Origin of the sequence: Acinetobacter gerneri DSM 14967 = CIP 107464 = MTCC 9824, assembly GCF_000368565.1 — a bacterium.
In the GTDB taxonomy this organism is placed as follows: Bacteria; Pseudomonadota; Gammaproteobacteria; order Pseudomonadales; family Moraxellaceae; genus Acinetobacter; species Acinetobacter gerneri.
This window is the reverse complement of record NZ_KB849537.1, coordinates 166001-184838: the sequence shown is the minus strand read 5'-3', so window position 1 is coordinate 184838 and position 18838 is coordinate 166001. Positions and strand designations below refer to the sequence as shown.

General features: G+C 38.8%; 15 protein-coding genes. 6 read left to right on the top strand and 9 right to left on the bottom strand.

Annotated features, from left to right (window positions below):
• Window positions 1–285 (top strand): endonuclease domain-containing protein (locus F960_RS02585; protein ID WP_004857107.1); only part of this gene is annotated, 285 nt, incomplete at its 5' end.
• Window positions 286–401: 116 nt separating this feature from the next.
• On the opposite strand, the gene metH is transcribed toward F960_RS02585, so the two are convergent.
• A complete protein-coding gene (gene metH / locus F960_RS02580; protein WP_004857105.1) occupies window positions 402–4088 on the bottom strand; it encodes a methionine synthase in 3687 nt (1228 codons plus the stop codon).
• A gap of 653 nt (window positions 4089–4741) precedes the next feature.
• Here metH and F960_RS02575 point away from each other — a divergent pair.
• Complete coding sequence (locus F960_RS02575) at window positions 4742–6364, top strand: inorganic phosphate transporter (RefSeq protein WP_004857102.1); 1623 nt, start codon at window positions 4742–4744, stop codon at window positions 6362–6364.
• 86 nt (window positions 6365–6450) lie between these two features.
• Here the strand turns inward: F960_RS02575 and F960_RS02570 are convergent, their stop codons facing one another.
• On the bottom strand, window positions 6451–7170 hold the full coding sequence (locus F960_RS02570; RefSeq protein ID WP_004857099.1) for a phosphatase PAP2 family protein: 720 nt from the start codon (window positions 7168–7170) through the stop codon (window positions 6451–6453).
• 158 nt (window positions 7171–7328) lie between these two features.
• Here F960_RS02570 and F960_RS02565 point away from each other — a divergent pair, with 158 nt between their 5' ends.
• Window positions 7329–8015, top strand: a complete 687-nt coding sequence (locus tag F960_RS02565; protein ID WP_004857095.1) for an HAD family hydrolase — start codon at window positions 7329–7331, stop codon at window positions 8013–8015.
• 122 nt (window positions 8016–8137) lie between these two features.
• Here the strand turns inward: F960_RS02565 and F960_RS02560 are convergent, their stop codons facing one another.
• The 5 genes from F960_RS02560 to rubA form a co-directional block, all read right to left on the bottom strand.
• Window positions 8138–9325 carry an ammonium transporter gene (locus tag F960_RS02560; RefSeq protein ID WP_004857092.1) on the bottom strand — a complete coding sequence of 396 codons (1188 nt, stop codon included), beginning with the start codon at window positions 9323–9325 and terminating at the stop codon, window positions 8138–8140.
• Between the two features lie 351 nt (window positions 9326–9676).
• Window positions 9677–10582 (bottom strand): LysR family transcriptional regulator OxyR, encoded by a 906-nt coding sequence (gene oxyR, locus F960_RS02555; RefSeq protein WP_004857090.1) that lies wholly within the window; start codon window positions 10580–10582, stop codon window positions 9677–9679.
• Window positions 10583–10594: 12 nt separating this feature from the next.
• Window positions 10595–11533 (bottom strand): alpha/beta fold hydrolase, encoded by a 939-nt coding sequence (locus F960_RS02550; protein WP_004857089.1) that lies wholly within the window; start codon window positions 11531–11533, stop codon window positions 10595–10597.
• A 52-nt stretch (window positions 11534–11585) separates the two neighbouring features.
• Window positions 11586–12782, bottom strand: coding sequence for an NAD(P)/FAD-dependent oxidoreductase (locus tag F960_RS02545; protein ID WP_004857086.1), 1197 nt, complete (start codon window positions 12780–12782; stop codon window positions 11586–11588).
• Window positions 12783–12846: 64 nt separating this feature from the next.
• Window positions 12847–13011 carry a rubredoxin RubA gene (gene rubA / locus F960_RS02540; protein WP_004857085.1) on the bottom strand — a complete coding sequence of 55 codons (165 nt, stop codon included), beginning with the start codon at window positions 13009–13011 and terminating at the stop codon, window positions 12847–12849.
• Window positions 13012–13552: 541 nt separating this feature from the next.
• Between rubA and F960_RS02535 the strand changes: the two genes are divergently transcribed.
• Window positions 13553–14095 carry an adenine phosphoribosyltransferase gene (locus F960_RS02535; RefSeq protein ID WP_004857082.1) on the top strand — a complete coding sequence of 181 codons (543 nt, stop codon included), beginning with the start codon at window positions 13553–13555 and terminating at the stop codon, window positions 14093–14095.
• A gap of 67 nt (window positions 14096–14162) precedes the next feature.
• Here the strand turns inward: F960_RS02535 and F960_RS02530 are convergent, their stop codons facing one another.
• Both F960_RS02530 and F960_RS02525 read right to left on the bottom strand, forming a co-directional pair.
• Entirely contained in the window at window positions 14163–14678 is a 516-nt protein-coding gene (locus tag F960_RS02530; protein WP_035374091.1) for a YqiA/YcfP family alpha/beta fold hydrolase, read from the bottom strand.
• Between the two features lie 140 nt (window positions 14679–14818).
• Window positions 14819–15499: a hypothetical protein gene (locus F960_RS02525; protein ID WP_154650717.1), complete on the bottom strand. Its 681-nt coding sequence runs from the start codon at window positions 15497–15499 to the stop codon at window positions 14819–14821.
• A gap of 128 nt (window positions 15500–15627) precedes the next feature.
• Between F960_RS02525 and lysS the strand changes: the two genes are divergently transcribed.
• Both lysS and F960_RS02515 read left to right on the top strand, forming a co-directional pair.
• Complete coding sequence (gene lysS / locus F960_RS02520; RefSeq protein WP_004857075.1) at window positions 15628–17157, top strand: lysine--tRNA ligase; 1530 nt, start codon at window positions 15628–15630, stop codon at window positions 17155–17157.
• 156 nt (window positions 17158–17313) lie between these two features.
• On the top strand, window positions 17314–18798 hold the full coding sequence (locus F960_RS02515) for a capsule assembly Wzi family protein (protein WP_004857073.1): 1485 nt from the start codon (window positions 17314–17316) through the stop codon (window positions 18796–18798).
• Window positions 18799–18838: the final 40 nt, after the last annotated feature.

The following is an 18838-nucleotide window of genomic DNA, read 5'->3' as shown; positions in this document are numbered from 1 at the left end:
AAGTTACTTTGGTCAAGATTGCGTTATAAGCAAATTTTAGGATTACAGTTTTATCGGCAGAAACCTATTCTAAATTTTATAGTTGATTTTTATTGCCCGTCTGTAAATTTAGTCGTCGAATGTGATGGTGGTCAGCATTATACAGCTGAGGGACTAAAGGCTGATAGAAATAGAGATCAGACTCTAGGCGAATTGGGGCTAAAAGTATTGAGGTTTGATAATAGACAAGTTTTGCAGGAAGTGGATACTGTAATACAAGCTATTTATGAAAGGTGTTGTAAGTAATTGGAATCACCTTGAATTAATAATCCCTCCCAGTGAAAAAAGGAGCTGTCACCTAATTCTTTGGATACGCGCAGTTCCCCTCTTTTTCAAAGAGGGGTTAGGGGAGATTTAAAAAATCAAGAAATCGAATCATCCAAATTCGGCGCTAACCAACGTTTCGCTTCATCTAAAGTCCAATTTTTACGTTTTGCATAATCTTCTAACTGATCAAGCGCGATTTTACCGACATTAAAATACTGAGATTCAGGATTTGAATAATAAAAACCACTGACACTTGATGGTGGCCACATCGCAAAACTAGAAGTCAATTGAGTTCCAATTTTGTCAGTAGAACCTAACCAATCAAATAAAGAGGCTTTTTCCGAATGCTCAGGGCATGCAGGGTAACCTGGTGCAGGACGAATCCCGACATACTTCTCTTTGATCAGCTCTTCATTTGAAAGTTTTTCATCAGCTTGATAGCCCCAGAACTCTTTACGGATACGTTCATGCAAATGTTCCGCAAAAGCTTCTGCAAAACGGTCACCCAAAGACTGTACAAGGATTGCTGAGTAGTCATCACCTTTGGCTTTAAACTCATGTGCCATTTCTTCAGCACCAAAGATCGAAACGGTAAATCCACCGAGATAATCTTGATTTTGATCAGAAGTACTAATGAAATCGGCCAATGATAAGTTTGGTTTACCTGTCACTTTGTCTGATTGTTGGCGAATATGTTCAAAGTGATGTGTTTCTGTGCCTTGTTCATCATAAACGGTCACAGTATCAGCACCTGTACGTTTTGCAGGATGGATTGCAAAAACAGCACGTGCATCAAAGCGTTTATTTTCAATGATGTCTTTGAGCATCTCTTGCGCTTGATTATACAAATCAGTCGCAGCTTCACCGACGATTTCATCAGTCAAAATTTTCGGGAATTTACCAGCCAGACTCCATGAAATAAAGAATGGTGTCCAGTCAAAATATTCAACCAAAGTTTCCAATGGATAATTGGTCAGGACTTGAGAACCAAGCATATTTGGTTTCGCTGGAACGAAATTATCCCAATCAATTTTCAAACCATTTTCAACTGATTCTTCATAAGAGAGTTTTGCAGCTTTTGGTTGTTTATTGGCAATACGCTCACGTACTTTGACATATTCAGCGCGATGTTCTGCAACAAAAGCAGGTTTCTTTTCTTTAGAGAGGAGCGATGTCGCAACACCCACAGCACGTGAGGCATCTGCAACATAAATCACCGCATCATTTGAATATTGTGGATCAATTTTTACAGCAGTATGTGCTTTAGAGGTTGTCGCACCACCAATCAATAATGGAATATGAAAATCTTTACGTTGCATTTCTTTTGCAACAAAGACCATTTCATCCAGAGAAGGGGTAATCAAGCCTGAAAGCCCGATAATATCGACTTTTTCATCAATTGCAGTTTGTAATATTTTTTCAGCAGGCACCATCACGCCAAGGTCAATGATGTCATAACCATTACAGCCTAGAACAACACCAACGATATTTTTACCAATGTCATGTACGTCACCTTTTACAGTTGCCATGAGCACTTTACCTTTGGATTCGCCTGCTGTTTTTTCTGCTTCAATGTACGGGTTGAGCCAAGCTACAGCTTGTTTCATGACGCGAGCAGATTTCACCACTTGTGGGAGGAACATTTTACCCGAACCGAATAGGTCACCGACCACGTTCATACCATCCATCAATGGACCTTCGATCACATCAAGAGGACGAGCTGATTTTAAACGTGCTTCTTCAGTATCTTCATCAATAAAGGTGGTAATGCCTTTAACAAGCGCATGTTCAAGACGTTTTTCGACAGGAAGCTCACGCCATTCCAGATTTTCTACCTGTTTTTGCGCTGCACCTTGACCACGGTATTTTTCAGCTACTTCAAGCAATTTTTCAGTCGCATCATGTAGGCTTTCACCTTGATTCTGATTCAGAATCACATCTTCAACCGCAGCTTTTAATTCAGGGTCAATATCATCGTAAATCGCCATTTGACCTGCGTTTACGATCCCCATAGTCATGCCTTGTTTGATGGCATAGTAGAGGAATACAGAGTGAATCGCTTCACGGACTGGTTCATTACCACGGAATGAGAATGATACGTTAGACACACCGCCCGAAATCATAGCATGTGGAAGGTTTTGTTTGATCCAACCTGTTGCTTCAATGAAATCTACAGCGTAGTTATTGTGTTCTTCGATCCCTGTAGCAACAGCAAATACGTTTGGATCGAAAATGATATCTTCAGCAGGGAAGCCAACATCGTTGACGAGTACATCATAAGAACGTTTACAGATTTCGCGTTTACGTGCCGCAGTGTCTGCCTGACCTGTTTCATCAAAAGCCATAACGATAATCGCTGCGCCATATTGGCGGCAGAGGCGTGCTTTATGCACAAATTCGTCATAACCTTCTTTGAGGGAAATCGAGTTAACGATCGGTTTACCTTGAACGCATTTTAAGCCAGACTCAATGATCTCCCATTTAGAGGAGTCGATCATAATCGGCACACGTGAAATATCAGGTTCAGATGCCACAAGATTTAGAAAATGCACCATGGCATATTCACTATCTAGCATCCCTTCATCCATATTGATATCGATGACCTGTGCGCCAGCTTCAACTTGTTGACGTGCAACATCTAAAGCTTCGGCATAGTTTTCTTCACGGATTAAACGTAAGAATTTTTTTGAACCAGTAACGTTAGTTCGTTCACCGACATTGACGAATAAAGAGTCATCATAAATGTTAAATGGTTCTAAACCACTTAAACGACAAGCAGGACGAACATCTGCAATTTGACGAGGTTTGATATCTTTTACGGCATTGTAAATGGCACGGATATGATCTGGTGTAGTACCACAGCAACCACCCGTGATATTGATCAAACCACTTTCGGCAAATTCTTTTAAAAATGCGGCAGTTTGTTCTGGTGTTTCATCATATTCACCAAAAGCATTTGGCAAGCCAGCATTTGGATGCGCAGAAATATAAGTATTTGCAACATCGGAAATCGTTTTAACATGCGGGCGCATAGCATCAGCACCAAGCGCACAGTTAAAACCAATTGAAAGTAAATCGCCGTGACGTACAGAGTTCCAAAAAGCTTCAGCAGTTTGGCCTGTCAATGTACGACCAGAAGCATCGGTAATCGTCCCTGAAATCATCAATGGCAATTCACGACCGAGCTGTTTGAAGACTTCTTTGACTGCAAAAATCGCTGCTTTACAGTTCAAGGTATCAAACACAGTTTCGATCAAAAGAATATCGGCACCGCCTTCAATGAGGGCATGTGCAGCTTCGATATAGTTTTCTTTCAGCTCATCGAATGTAATGTTACGAAATGCAGGGTCATTTACATTGGGTGAAATTGAACACGTACGAGAAGTAGGGCCAAGTACACCTGCCACAAAACGTGGTTTATCAGGAGTCGAATATTTTTCACATGCAGCTTTGGCGATACGCGCAGCTTCACGGTTGATCTCAGGAACCAGCTCTTCCATATGATAGTCAGACATTGAAACACGTGTGCCGTTAAAGCTGTTGGTTTCAATAATATCTGCACCCGCATCGAGATATGCTTCATGAATGCCTTGGATGATTTGCGGTTGAGTCAAAACTAAGAGGTCATTATTTCCTTTTAGGTCTGAAGCCCAGTCTGCAAAACGTTCACCACGATAGTCTTCTTCTTGTAATTTATGACGTTGAATCATCGTACCCATCGCACCATCGATAATCAGGATGCGTTTGGCAAGAAGTTCTTTTAAGGTGGCTAATGTCGACATTCAAAAACTCTCAGCAGGACTTTAAAACGGCGAATATTGTAACAGATCCTCTGCATAAATAGTTGATTCTCTCAGGGAAGATGACCAACGTTTTAACTGATCATAATCAATATAAATCTCATGAAAATTATTGTTTTAAAATGACTCAAATAGGCAATGCATAATCAAGATACGCAAGACCATATTTATTTTCAAAATTAAACCTTGCGGGAGGGAAAGATTGTCATGAGACAAAAGCGGGTGTTATGACGCGGTCTATCCATTATTTATATAGTAAAGATGGTTTTTAAAGGGCTTATTATCATAAATGATGACCAGTTCACATTCGATTCTGGAAAATGATGCAGTTTTTTTAATCAATTTGTCATAATTTTCATCTATTATTTTCATTCTAAGTTTGTTTGTCTGTATTTTGATCAAAGTGTGACAATGATTATGACAAATATGAATAAGCTTTTTTGTAAAACAAATTTACATGAAAAATACATAAGTATTTATTATGTAATGAATAAAATTGTAAACAGGACGTTTTGCACACAGTAAAAAATTGCTCAAATATGAAAAATAAGACTTTATATGACAGTCTTTTGTCATATAATTGTCACAATTTAATTGAACAATAAGGGGATTTTATTATCCTCTTAACCGTCTGCATGAATTCTAATTTACCTCCCGTTCCAGATTCAGCACAATCGTCGGCTAGCAAGTCTACGAATGTTCATGTGCCAACACCGAAGTTCTTTCTGCCGGTGTTTTTGACGATCATTATCGGAACGCTGATTTATATCGGTGTTCAAGTCAATGCAGATTTATCTCATGTACCGCCATTAAGCCTTTACTCTGTTGTTTTACTTTCAACTGCACTTTTTATTGCGCTTGGATTTGAGTTTGTAAATGGTTTCCACGATACAGCCAATGCTGTTGCAACTGTGATTTATACCAATGCCTTGCCTGCGCCTGTAGCAGTGATGTGGGCTGGTTTTTGTAACTTCTTGGGCGTAATGGTGGCAAGTGGTGCTGTTGCATACGGGATCATTGCCTTATTGCCTGTAGAATTGATCATGAATGTGGGCAGTGGTGCTGGATTTGCCATGGTTTTTGCCATGTTAATTTCTGCGATTGTTTGGAATGTCGGTACTTGGTTTTTGGGTATCCCAGCTTCAAGCTCACATACTTTAATCGGTTCGATTTTAGGTGTGGGTATTGCGAACTATTTACTGCATGCGTCTACGGGTGGGGCAAGTGGTATTGATGTTGACCAAGTTTTAAAAGTCGGTAAAGCGCTACTATTTTCTCCATTGATTGGTTTTGCATTTGCAGCAGTTGTCTTTCTTATTGTTAAAAAAATATTTAAAAAACAACTCGAATTGTTCCAACCACCTGAAGGGAATAAGCCACCACCACCATTGATTCGTGCAATTTTGATCTTCACTTGTACAGGTGTGAGTTTTGCACATGGTTCAAATGATGGGCAAAAAGGCATGGGACTGATCATGTTGATTTTGATTGGTTTGGTTCCGCTGGCTTATTCTTTAAATAAAAATTTAGACCAAGCACATCTACAAACATTTGAACAGCTTTCAAGTCAAACTGCGACTGCGATTTATGCAAATCATGCTGATATTCCAGATCCGAAAGCACGTGAAGTTTTGACTAAATATATCCAAACTAAACAAATGAATAACGATGTTGTGCCTGCACTGGCGAGTATGACGGATCATTTGGGTGAGCGTATTGCTGTCTATGGTGATCTTAAAAATATCCCAGAACATGATGTAAATAGCATTCGAAACGATATGTATTTGAGCACAACGACATTTAAGCGTTTAGATAAAGCAGAACAATTGCCTGAAATGACTGCTGATCAAGCTCAAGTTGTTAAGAAATACCGTAGTAACCTTGATTCATTCCTACAATATATTCCGACTTGGGTAAAAGTAGCGGTCGCACTTGCTCTAGGTTTAGGTACGATGGTGGGTTGGAAACGTATCGTGGTGACAGTTGGTGAGCGTATCGGTAAACATCACATGACTTATGGTCAAGGTATGTCTGCTGAACTTGTTGCGATGAGTACGATTGCTGCGGCTGATGGCTTTGGTTTGCCAGTGTCAACGACGCATGTATTGAACAGTGCTGTAGCAGGGACGATGGTTGCCAACAAGAGTGGATTAAACCTCAATACTGTGAAGAGTATCCTTTCTGCATGGGTGCTTACACTTCCTGCGACGATCTGTTTGTCAGGTGCTTTGTATTGGTTGTTCCTGCAGCTTTTCTAAGTTGAAAAGTGGTATAAAAAAACTCCTTTTTAGGAGTTTTTTTTATGTATATTGATATGTGGTCAACCTATGCTATTTTCATGAAATTAAATATAGGTATTGATTTTACTTGGATGAGAATGTGGGGCTAACGGACGATTAAATGGACTTAGTTTTTTAGAGAAAACCAAATAAGCGACCACATTGGCACACCATACTATCCAGAAAGTCCAGATATTGTGGCTAAAGAAATGTGCACCACGCATCATTTGTCCCCATCCCATAATGAAACCTAAAACGATGCCTGAGATCAAAAATAGATAGGCAAGTTTAGTATTGCGTAAGCGATATACAAAATAACCTGTCATTAACATGAAGCCTGTTGCTGCATGTCCACCAGGGAAACAATGTCCTTTTTTTGCTGAAAAATCCCAAACAAAACCTGTTGCAGTGGGTTGGGTCATATTCCAAGGGCAAGCATGGGGAGACTGCGATTTAATAAAGCCAATGATGCCTGCTGCGATAATGCTGATCCAAAATAAATACCCTAGACTAAACCGATGGCTTTTTAGCTTTTCAACTTTAAATGAAGCACACCAAAGACTAAATATCGCTACATAAATTACAATAATAATATTTTTAACTAAGCCATGATTGATTTTCGTCAAAAGCCAATCGCTTCGATGTGGAAAATGTCCTGTTGCATCAACCCAAGGTTGGATCAGCAATAGATCTATTTTGCCCCCAACAGGAAAATAAAAATAAAGAATGCAGAAACTAAAAATCAAAAACAAAATTTGAGATTTTAAAAAAGAACCTTTAAACATAGCAACGGTCAAAACCAATTCGTTATGCTAAACATAGGATGCTTAAATTAGTTTGGACTTAATCGAAACTTAATATTTACTTAATTAATTATGATTTGGGATAGGTCTATGCATCATTCATAATGAATATAAGAAAATAATTTTTCATTGGATATCACATGAAATTTCAAGCTGTTCTTTTTGATTTAGATAATACTTTGACGCATCGAGAGCAGTCGATAAATGTGTTCAGCCGGCATTTATTTGAGGTATATCAAGCTGATTTAACGATCACTGATCAAGCAAAAATCACAGAAATTATCCACTATATTGATCATGGTGGTTATCCCATTTTAGAGCGTTTAACTCATAAAAGTATTGCGGCTTCAGTCGCACAAGCTTTGATTGAGCAATTGGAGTGGTCTACAAAACCGAGTCTGGAAACTTTAACGCAATTTTGGTTTGAGCAATTTGCTCAATCTGCTGTAGCGATGCAGGGGGCTTTGCCACTGTTAGAACATTTAAAAGCTGAAAACTATAAATTGGCTGTTGTTTCCAATGGTCAACATGCTTCACGTCTCAATATCTTAAAAAAAATGGGATTTGCTGATTATTTTGATGAAATTATCAGTTCAGAAAAAATCGGTGTTGCCAAACCTAAAGCAGAGATTTTTAGTCAAAGTTGTAGCCTGCTCGGGGTTAAACCTTCGCAAAGTTTGTTTGTGGGAGATCATCCGATCAATGATTTTCAAGGGGCGAAAGCAGCGGGTTTACAGGCATTATTACTGGATGGTTTTCATGATAATACAGTTGAAAATGAACATAAAATTTCGACTTTATCTGAGATTTTAAAACACTTGAATTAACTTATTTACATCTTAGATTAGCATTTAAAAAAAAGCGGTTCTTTCGAACCGCGAAGCGTAAACTTTTCGTGTTTTTAAAGTGATTGTTATCTTCAGCTTTTATTTTGATTTCGAACTTTGCTTTAAAACATATTGTCCTCAGAGTTTGCAGAAATGCGGTGAATTGCCAAGTCCGCGCCACGAAACTCATCTTCTTGATCAAGTCGGATACCGAGTGTGATTTTCAACAATCCATACACTACAAAGCCTCCAGCCAATGCAATCACGATGGCTAAAATCGTACCAATCAATTGTGAAATGATTGAAACTCCTCCAAGTCCACCGAGCCATTTTTGCCCTAAAAGTCCGACAGCAAGTCCACCAAATGCGCCGCAAATACCATGTAAAGGCCAAACCCCTAATACATCGTCAACTTTGAGTTTGTTTTGAGTGTAGGTAAAGAATTTGACAAAAATTGCGCCTGCACATAAGCCGATAAAGAGCGCCCCGATAGGATGCACAACATCGGAACCTGCGCAGATGGCAACTAAGCCTGCTAGTGGTCCATTGTGTAAAAAGCCTGGGTCTTCTTTGCCAAGGATATTGGCTGAGATCGTACCACCGACCATTGCCATCAATGAATTTATTGCGACTAAGCCTGAAATAGCATCGAGACGCTGTGCACTCATGACATTAAATCCAAACCAGCCCACGATTAAAATCCATGAACCGAGTGCTAAAAATGGAATTGAAGAGGGTGGGTGTGCACTGACTCTGCCATCTTTACGATAACGTCCGTGACGTGCACCAAGCAATATAACCGCAGCTAAGGCGATCCAGCCTCCCATTGCATGTACCACAACTGAACCTGCAAAGTCATGAAATGGTGCACCCATAGTTTTTTGCAGCCAATTTTGCAAGCCTAAGTTGCCATTCCAAGCGATTCCTTCAAAGAAGGGATAAATTAGTGCAACCAAAAAGAGTGTTGCTAGCGCTTGGGTTTTCATCTTGGCACGTTCTGCGATCCCTCCAGAAATGATTGCAGGAATTGCCGCAGCAAAAGTCAGCAAGAAAAAGCAACGCATCAGATTGTAGCCATGTTCGGCGGCGAGTGTTTGACCTGTATGGAAAAAATGCTGACCATAGGCAATGTAATAACCTATAAAAAAATAAGCGACTGCTGAAATCGAAAAGTCGGTTAAGATTTTACTCAGGGCATTTACTTGGTTTTTGTGCCTTACAGTGCCTAGCTCTAAAAAAGCAAAGCCTGCATGCATAGCCAAAACTAAAATTGCACCGAGGAGAAGAAAGAGTAAGTCAGTATTTTGCATAGTGGTTCGTTTTAGTGCAGTGTGTCACAATTTCGTTCAGTATAACCAAGCTTTAAATTGCTGTAATTGGATTTATATTGGGAAATAATGATTAAAAAAGTTTAAAAATACTCAAGACTCGATATAAAGCAAAACATGCACCATTTTGGATTTTTTGCGCTTTAATGGGTCGAATACTAAAGTATAAATTGATGAGGAAAAGAATATTTAAATTGTTTAACTATTTGAAAATATTATTTTAATTTAAAAAATTAAGTTATAGGTGTAATAATATATTATAAAAATATAAAGTGTTTGTGGGCTAAATATATTTGTTAAAAAAAAGCCTTTCGTTGTGAAAGGCTTTTTAGATTAGTGTAATGTTTGCGTGATTTTTTGCATGATTTGCACCAGAACATCAAATTCACTATGTAATGGGGTACTTTTACGAGTCACCATCGCCAAGGTGCGAGATGGTGCATTTTCGATTTGTTTCACGACCAATTGATCATTGCTCTTAAGCATATTGGCATGGATCGCAATTTCAGGTAGTAGAGTAAAGCCTAAGTTTGAGCTGACCATTTCCACCAATGTTGGCAATGAGCTTGCTTTCAAACGGTGATCATTTTTACGCTCACCAATTGGGCAAGCACTCAAAGTATGATCTCGTAAACAATGACCTTCTTCTAAAAGCATCAAATGCGATAGATCGAGATCGTCGAGTGAGCGAGCATTTATAGCGCTACTGTCTAACTTATTGCAGACTAAAAATAGGCTTTCTTGAGCAATTTCCGCAACTTTCAAACCACGTGTATCGAAAGGTAAAGCCAAAACGATCATGTCCAAATTGCCATGTTCAAGCTTTTCAACGATTTTTTCGCTTTGTGCTTCATGTAAATGCAATTTGATTTTAGGTAATTGGCGATGTACTTCTTCTAAAAGCTCAGACAATATGAATGGCGCAATCGTTGGAATAATCCCGAGATGCAAATCACCAGTCAAAGGTTCACTCATTTCGCGGCTAAGACGCATCAAATCTTGTGCATCTGCAAGCAGAACTCGAGCGCGTGCCACAACTTGTTCACCTAAAGGTGTCAAACGTACGTTTTGACGATCGCGTTCAACAAGTACGCCACCAAGCAAACGTTCAAGTTCCATAATCCCGCCTGAAAGCGTAGATTGCGTTACGAACGAACGACGAGCAGCTTCAGTAAAGTGCAGCGTTTCTGACAGTGTAACTAGATATGACAGCTGTCTCAGGGATGGTAATGCAGCCATAGTGTCCTAATTTTAAGTTTTAAAGTGATTCGCAAATAAACGACTCAACTGAGGAATAAAATGCGGAGGTATATCATGCCCCATTCCTTCAATTAATTCAAATTTTGCATCTTTAATCGCTCTTGCAACCGCTTTCCCGTGACTAGGGGGAAGCAATCGATCACGTGAACCATGCACAACTAAAGTAGATTGCTGGATTGCTTTATCTATTTTTTGCAAGGAACCTGTACATAATATTGCTAAAAACTGTTGAAGTACACCCGCTGGGTAGTAACTACGTCGATAAAGTTTACGAGAAGTCTCAAGCGCTTCGATTTGATTGAGATAATCAGGCGAACCAATAATTTTAAACACTTTTAAACCATGATTGATAATGCCTTCTTCATCACGTGAATCTGGCTTGCCAATGAGGCTAAAAAGTTGCTTAGGATAGGGTGGTGGAAGTAAAGGTTGATTGTTACTGGTGAACATAAGTCCGAGTTTTTCGATTTTCTCAGGATATTTGGCAGCCAAGATTTGTGAAATCATGCCACCCATTGATGCACCAATGATATAGGTTTTTTCTAAGCCTAAACGCTCAATCAGTAGCGCAACATCATCTGCCATATCGTATAGGTTATAGGGTGCACCTTGATTATCTAAGCCAAGTGCAAAGCGTCCCATTAGTTTGTATGGATTGAGACGAGGACCTTTATTGCGTATTTTTGTTGAAAGTCCGATATCGCGGTTGTCAAAACGGATGACACGAAAGCCTTGATCTATCAAAGATTTGCAAAAAAAATCAGGCCAGAAGAGCATTTGTGCACCTAAGCCCATGACCAATAATATCGTCGGATGTTGTTCATTGCCGCCAATTTCTACATGCAGGTCTATACCATTGCCGAGGCTAACCTTGGTTTCACGCATAAAATGTGTATAAGGCGACATGTTAAATTGTAGAGCATTGTTCATTTTTATCATCCTGAGGATAAGGATACTGGTAATCAGTATCCTTTTTTTGTTTTTATTCTGCAGAGACAGGGATTAAGTCTGGCACGAGTTTGGTTAGTGTTAAACGTTGCTTACCCGCCGTAGGACCGAGCAGGACGAAGCCACGTAAAGTACCTTCTGCATCAGTCGCTTTGGCAAGCATACCATCTTCAAGTTCTTCGGTTTCCCAGTTTATATCGACGCCAATAGGTGCTGGTAGCACAGTCAGTGGAGCAGCTGGCGTTTTAACTGCAACAGGCATAGCAGGGTAATGTACCGAAGTTTGTTGACCTGCCAATGTTTTTGCGAGCGCACGTGCTTGTTGCATGATCGGCATGACATAAGGTAACAATGTGCCATTCACCTCAGCGCAGTCGCCAATTGCATAAATGTCTTGTTGGTTGGTTTCAAGTCGTGCATTGGTCAATACACCACGACTGGTATTGATCTCAGCAGATTTTGCAAGCGTAATGTTTGGTTGTAAACCAATTGCAGATAAAACGACATCTGCAAGCAAACTTTGACCATTTGCCAGTGTGATGACATAGCCTTTTTTCTCATGCTTGCCGACTTTCTCAACAGTTGTACCTAAAACAAACTGGATGCCGATTTCTTCTAAGCCATTTTTAAAAGCTGAAGCGACATGGCTTGGCAATAAACGACCTAAAGGTTGAGTCGCTAGATCAATAACAGTGACTTTGTGACCCGTATGTTTTAAATCATTGGCAAATTCACAACCAATCAAACCTGCACCTAAAATGACGACGTGCTTATCTTCACAATGCTCTGTACCACAGTTTGCCAAAGTGTCACGGAAAGCACGATAGTCAATCAATGAGTTCACGACATGAATGTCATCGCTACCATCACCAGCGATTGCTAAACGAATTGGATTTGCGCCCACAGCTAAAATGAGTTTTGAATAAGCTTGGGTCGTCTTGTGACCATCTTTTTCAATCACAAGTTCATGCGCCTCAGCATTAATTTCTTTCACCCATGTATGCGTTTCGATGCGCATATTGAGCTGCGTACGCATTTTTTCTGCATCACCTAAAGCGATTTGATCTGGTACTTTATTTCCTGCCAAAGCATTGGAAAGGGTAGGCTTTGCATAGTTTGCAGCATCGTCAGCACAAATCATCACCAGCTCTTGTTCTGGATTTAATTTGCGGAATTCACGTGCCAAAGTATATCCAGCCATCCCCGAACCAATAATCACGATAGGTTGCATATTTCACTCCAATTCTTTAGTTCTGAAAGAAAAAAAGACCATATTAAATGGTCTTTGATTTTTATTAGATTTCAACCATTTCAAAGTCTACTTTTGAAACGCCGCAATCAGGGCAAGTCCAATCATCAGGAATATCTTCCCATTTTGTGCCAGGTGCAATGCCATCCTGTGGCCAACCGTCCGCTTCATCATAAATCCAACCGCAAACGATGCACTGATATTTCTTCATCTGTTTCTCCAAATTTGACAGGCTACATTCTCACGCTATCAATTTCAAAATTCTTAAAATACTGCTTTGACCCAATGATATGCTTAAATGAATTGCACAACGCATATATGAACTAAATTTTTACGCAGTTCTATACCTAAAGTAAAGCCATTCAATGAGTTTACTGCACTAAATAAAAATCGAAATGGCAATCTAGGACATTTCATTGGTAAATTAGGCAAATATAAAACCATTTTTAATCGAAATATCAATTTCTTAAATGGTCTAAAAAGGTCAATTTTAGGCCATTAAAAAAAATTAAAATATAAATAATGCGTAAAAAACTGTATTACAAAGCATGTAAATCAAATTTTAAGGCTTATAAATCAAAATTATGGGAAATAGTGATAGGTATAAAATATACCCAATATTTATTTAAAAAATGCAATTAATGAAATCAATAACTTATAAAAATATTTAAATTTATCAAGATTTAAAGTCTTGTTCTACTTTAGTCTAATGCGTTAATATTCAACCACTCCCTTTTGAAAGCTCTCCTATCATGAACGTATCTAATGCTTTATGGTCACAAATTCGCTCGGTTCAAGATTTTCCAAAACCAGGTATTTGTTTTTACGATCTTACTCCATTATTCATGAGTGATATCGAATTGCTGACTGATGCATTAGTTGCAAGCTTACCTGCTGAAGCACTTGAAAATGTTGACAGTTTTGTCGCAGTAGAAGCACGTGGTTTTGTATTGGCAACTTTATTGTCACAACGTTTGGGCAAAGGTTTGCTTTTGGTTCGTAAAGCTGGAAAATTGCCACCACCAGTTATTGGTGTGGGTTATAGCTTGGAATATGGTCTTGACCGTCTAGAAATGTCTGCAGACATCAAACCGCAAAATGTCATCATTGTGGATGATGTATTGGCGACTGGCGGTACATTACGCGCTGTAAAACAGTTGATGGACAAATGCCAACACACTGTTGTCGGTGCAAGCATTTTGTTAGATCTTCCAGATTTGCACAAAGATTTGGGTATGAAAATTTGGTCAGTATTAGATGAAACTAGCCGACCAGTAGAAGCAGCAGTTGCCTAATACAACACTGTGAAAACAAAAAAGCCTTGTATGAACAAGGCTTTTTTTATGGCTTAGAGAAAGAGATTTAGATATGGTAACTCAAAATATTTTGTTCAATATGTTCAATGAGTTGATTTAAATTATTGGGTTCAGCCAAACGATGATGCCCACCTTCAACTGCTTCTACATGCATAAAGGGTTCAAGTGCTTTAGTCGTGGCATACATGTCTAGGATTTCATCTCCAAGTTCGATATAAGCCATTTGCATAATGTCATTTTCCAAGTCATGTTCATCAATCGCAGGATAATCACTACGAAAATCAGGTTCTAAGCTCGGATTGGCAATAACAGTTGGAAGTTTGTGTTTGAGAGACATTTTCAGTGCCCAATAACCACCTAAACTATGACCGACCAGTAGTGCAGGTTTTATTTTTTCAATAATTTCATCATAAAAGTTTTCAACAGTTTTAAAATTTAAGTTTCTATAGTCGACATTGATACAAAATTTCTGTGCAGCATTTATGGCGTGAAACTTTGTAGATTCACGTGAAGAGTCAAGCCCATGTAAAAAAAGTATTCGAGAAGCGCACTGATGTGTCATTTTCTTAATTCGCAATAATTGTGACAACAATGAATTCCATCATTGTTTATGATATTTGATCGTTACTTCTAAAATTTATTCTACTTGTAGATGAGAAAAGTGGCTCTAAGCATTTGGTCTAAGGAAAATAAATCAATGACTTAAGGATAAGGGTCGCAGGTAATTTTGAAAGCCTGCATTGCGGTATATTTGATGGGAATGGCATTTTTACTATAGGGATAAAAATCCATTGATTTAAAAGAATTTTCCACTAATTTATTAAATTTTTTATCTTCAGTTTGATTAAGAAACTCAACTTTGCTGATCATACCTTTGGTGTCTACTGATAGTTTTACCCAACCGCTAACAAAGTTTTTTTCTTGGCTAATCAGGCCTGAGCGAAAATTGCTTTGCGTTAAATAGCTTTTACACATGTTTCGAACGTACTGCGTGGCTTGTGTGAAATCGGGCTTGGTTTTGACCGCTACACCGTACACAAAGCGGATGCTCAATATGTATTGTTGGAAATATGCTGATTGAGAATCTATATGCTCTTTAGGGAGATCTTTTAGTTGGATTGTATGGGCGATATCGAGCGCACGTTGATTGAGTTGTGAAAAAATCGGTGATGGATTGATAAGTTTGATATCTAAAGTTTTATTTTCATTTTCTGGTGTGAGCAATATTTGCCAGACATAATCACTTGTATTGAAATTTGATGCTTCGATCACAGGGGGGAGCGTATAGGTTTTTGCGTATGTATGCATACAATTGACGGCACACAAGGTGGTCAAGATCAGGAAACCAAGTTTTACCAATTTGGTAATTAAAGTATTTTTCACACTTTTTTTTGTCATTTTCTTAAAATTGATCTGTTTCGACATTTATAAGCAGAGATAAGCATACGCATTATGTTGGAATTCTGCTATGCTATGCAACTTCCGTTTTTTATTACACATACGAGGCAGAGATGACGCAACATAACGATCAATCGACTTCTGAACAACATATTTCCGAAAACGATTTAATTGCACAGCGTCACGCCAAGTTAGAGCAGATTAAAGAGCATGCCAAGGAAACAGGTACAAGTCCTTGGCCGAATACATTTAAGCGCGAAGATTATGCGCAAGATTTACAAGATCAATTTGAAAATAAATCTAAAGAAGATATCGAAGCTGGCGAACAAGTTCATGTAAAAGTTGCTGGTCGTGTGATGTTGAACCGTGGTTCATTCATCGTGATTCAAGATATGACTGGTCGTATCCAACTTTATGTTCCGCGTAAAGAACTTGAAAAAGATGTACTTGAAACGATCAAAGGTTTGGACCTTGGCGATATTATCGCAGTTGAAGGTTATATCGGCCGTTCAGGTAAAGGCGACCTTTATGTACACATCGAACATTTTGAAATTTTAACAAAATCACTTCGTCCACTTCCAGACAAATTCCACGGTTTGACTGATACCGAAGTTAAATACCGTAAACGTTATCTTGATTTGATCGTAAATGAAGAAACACGTAAAACTTTTGAAATTCGTGCCAAAGTTATTTCTGGTATCCGTAATTATTTGAGCAATCAACGTTTTATGGAAGTTGAAACGCCAATGATGCACGTGATTCCTGGTGGTGCAACAGCTCGTCCATTTGAAACACATCACAATGCTTTGGATATGCCATTGTTCTTGCGTATTGCGCCTGAGCTTTATCTCAAACGTTTAGTGGTTGGTGGTTTTGAACGTGTATTTGAAATCAACCGTAACTTCCGTAATGAAGGGGTATCTACTCGTCATAACCCAGAATTTACGATGATTGAGTTCTACCAAGCTTATGCAGATTATAAAGATTTGATGGCATTGACTGAACAAATGCTTGAAAAATTGGCGATTGATATCTTGGGTTCAACTGATGTGCCTTATGCTGATGAAGTTTATAGCTTTAAAGGTCCATTCAAAAAAATCTCAATGTTTGATGCAATTTTGGAACACAATCCAGAATTTACCCCTGAAAATGTTGCTGATCGTGAATTTTTGGCAAATTTCGTTCGCGAAACTTTAAAAGAACAAGTTAAACCTGGTTTTGGTTTAGGTAAGCTTCAAACAATCGTATTTGAAGAAACAGTTGAAACAAAACTTCGTCAACCAACATTTATTACAGAGTATCCAGCAGAAACTTCACCACTTGCACGTCGTAATGATCATAATCCGCACATTACTGATCGCTTCGAGTTCTTTATTGGTGGTCGTGAACTTGCAAATGGTTTCTCAGAATTAAATGACCCAATCGACCAAGCAGAGCGTTTCCAAGCTCAAGTTGCTGAAAAAGATGCGGGTGATGATGAAGCAATGCATTATGATGCTGACTTTGTTGAAGCATTAGAATACGGCTTACCTCCTACAGCTGGTGAGGGTATTGGTATTGACCGTTTGGTAATGTTATTTGCAAATGCACCAAGTATTCGTGATGTGATTTTATTCCCACATATGCGCCGTAAAGATGCTTAAACCGCTAAAATAGTATTTTTAAAAAGCCACTTTTCATAAGTGGCTTTTTTTATGCAGCCTACGTTAAAAAATGTAATAAATGCGTTTCTATATTGAAAAAAAACTATAAAAAACTTAAGGTGTGGCAGAGAGATAATATTGAGAAATGAAAAGCACATGTTTTTAAAAAAAACACTAGCTGTTGCCGTACTTGCATCAGCATCATCGGCAATCTTTGCCCAAGGTTTGGTTTTAAATGATCAAAATTTGCGTACTGATTTAAACTGGTTGGTACAACAAGGTGTTATTCAAATCAGTACTTCAACATGGCCAATGAGTGGCGATGAAATTGAACGTGCTATTTCTCAAGCAAAAATCTCAAACCCAGCACAGCAAAAAGTCGTTGATTCTATTAAACATAGCTTGGAAGCAGACAATGAAATGCTTAAAGTGGGTTTATATGCAGCAACGGATAACAAAGAAATACCACAAGCTTTTGGTGATAAGAGCAAGGCTCAATATACTGGTTCCGTAGAGTTTAATGCTGGCGGTGAAAACTGGGATGCAAAAATTCGTGTAAATGGTGAAAGTGAACAACACATTCGTAATGATCACAAAGTGAATCTTGAGAACTCATATATTGCAGGAAAACTTTGGAATCAATGGCTTTCATTTGGTCAAATCCCGACATGGTGGGGGCCTGGGCATGATGGTAGCTTGATCCGTGGTGATGCTAGCCGTCCTGTTGTCGGTTTTACTATGCAACGTGCGGAACAGAAAGCTTTTGATACGAAATGGTTATCTTGGATTGGTCCTTGGCAATACCAAATTTTTGGTGGTCAATTACAAGATTATACCGCTGTTCCTCATGCGCAATTGATTGGTATGCGCTTCACTGCACAACCATTACCATATTGGGAATTGGGGCTTTCTCGTACTATTCAGATCGCGGGTAAAGGTCAGCCAGATAGTTTTAAAGCTTATTGGAATGCGATCATTGGTAATGATAATGACTGTCGAAATACTAATGGTACATGTGTAGGCGATAAAAATGCTGCGAACCAAATGGCTGGTTTCGATACGCGTTTAAATTTAAGCCCATTACTTAATGTTCCTATTTCGATTTATGGTCAGGCTATGGGCGAAGATGAGCGCCATAGCATGCCGCAAAAGTATTTTTACTTAGCCGGTATGGATTTCGCTTCAAGCTACAAAAACATGCCGTATTCACTTTATGTAGAATGGGCTGATACGCGTACTGATGGCAGTGCAAAAGGCATCACCTATAACCATCACCAATATAAAGATGGCTACTACCAACAAGGTTTTTCACTCGGTCATGCTATGGGTGGTGATGGTGAAATGATTTCAGTTGGTGGTGATATTCGCTTTGACCACATGAACCGATTAAGCGGTCGCGTGATCTATGCCAAAGTAAACGAATCAAATAATAAAGGTATGTATGTTGATTATCCTATCAATCAAGCATTCCCAGAAAATGATAAAATCAAGGCATTGGATTTAACTTGGACACATTATCTTAAACCAGATATTCCTTTAAAAATAAATGGTTGGGTAAGTGATGCGGATAAACGCGGCAATGATAGTGGAGCATCTATAGGAATAGAATTTCCACTCGATAAAAAGACTTTTGGTTTCTAATTTTTAGCCAAACTTTAAACCATTTTAAGCTTGGAAATGT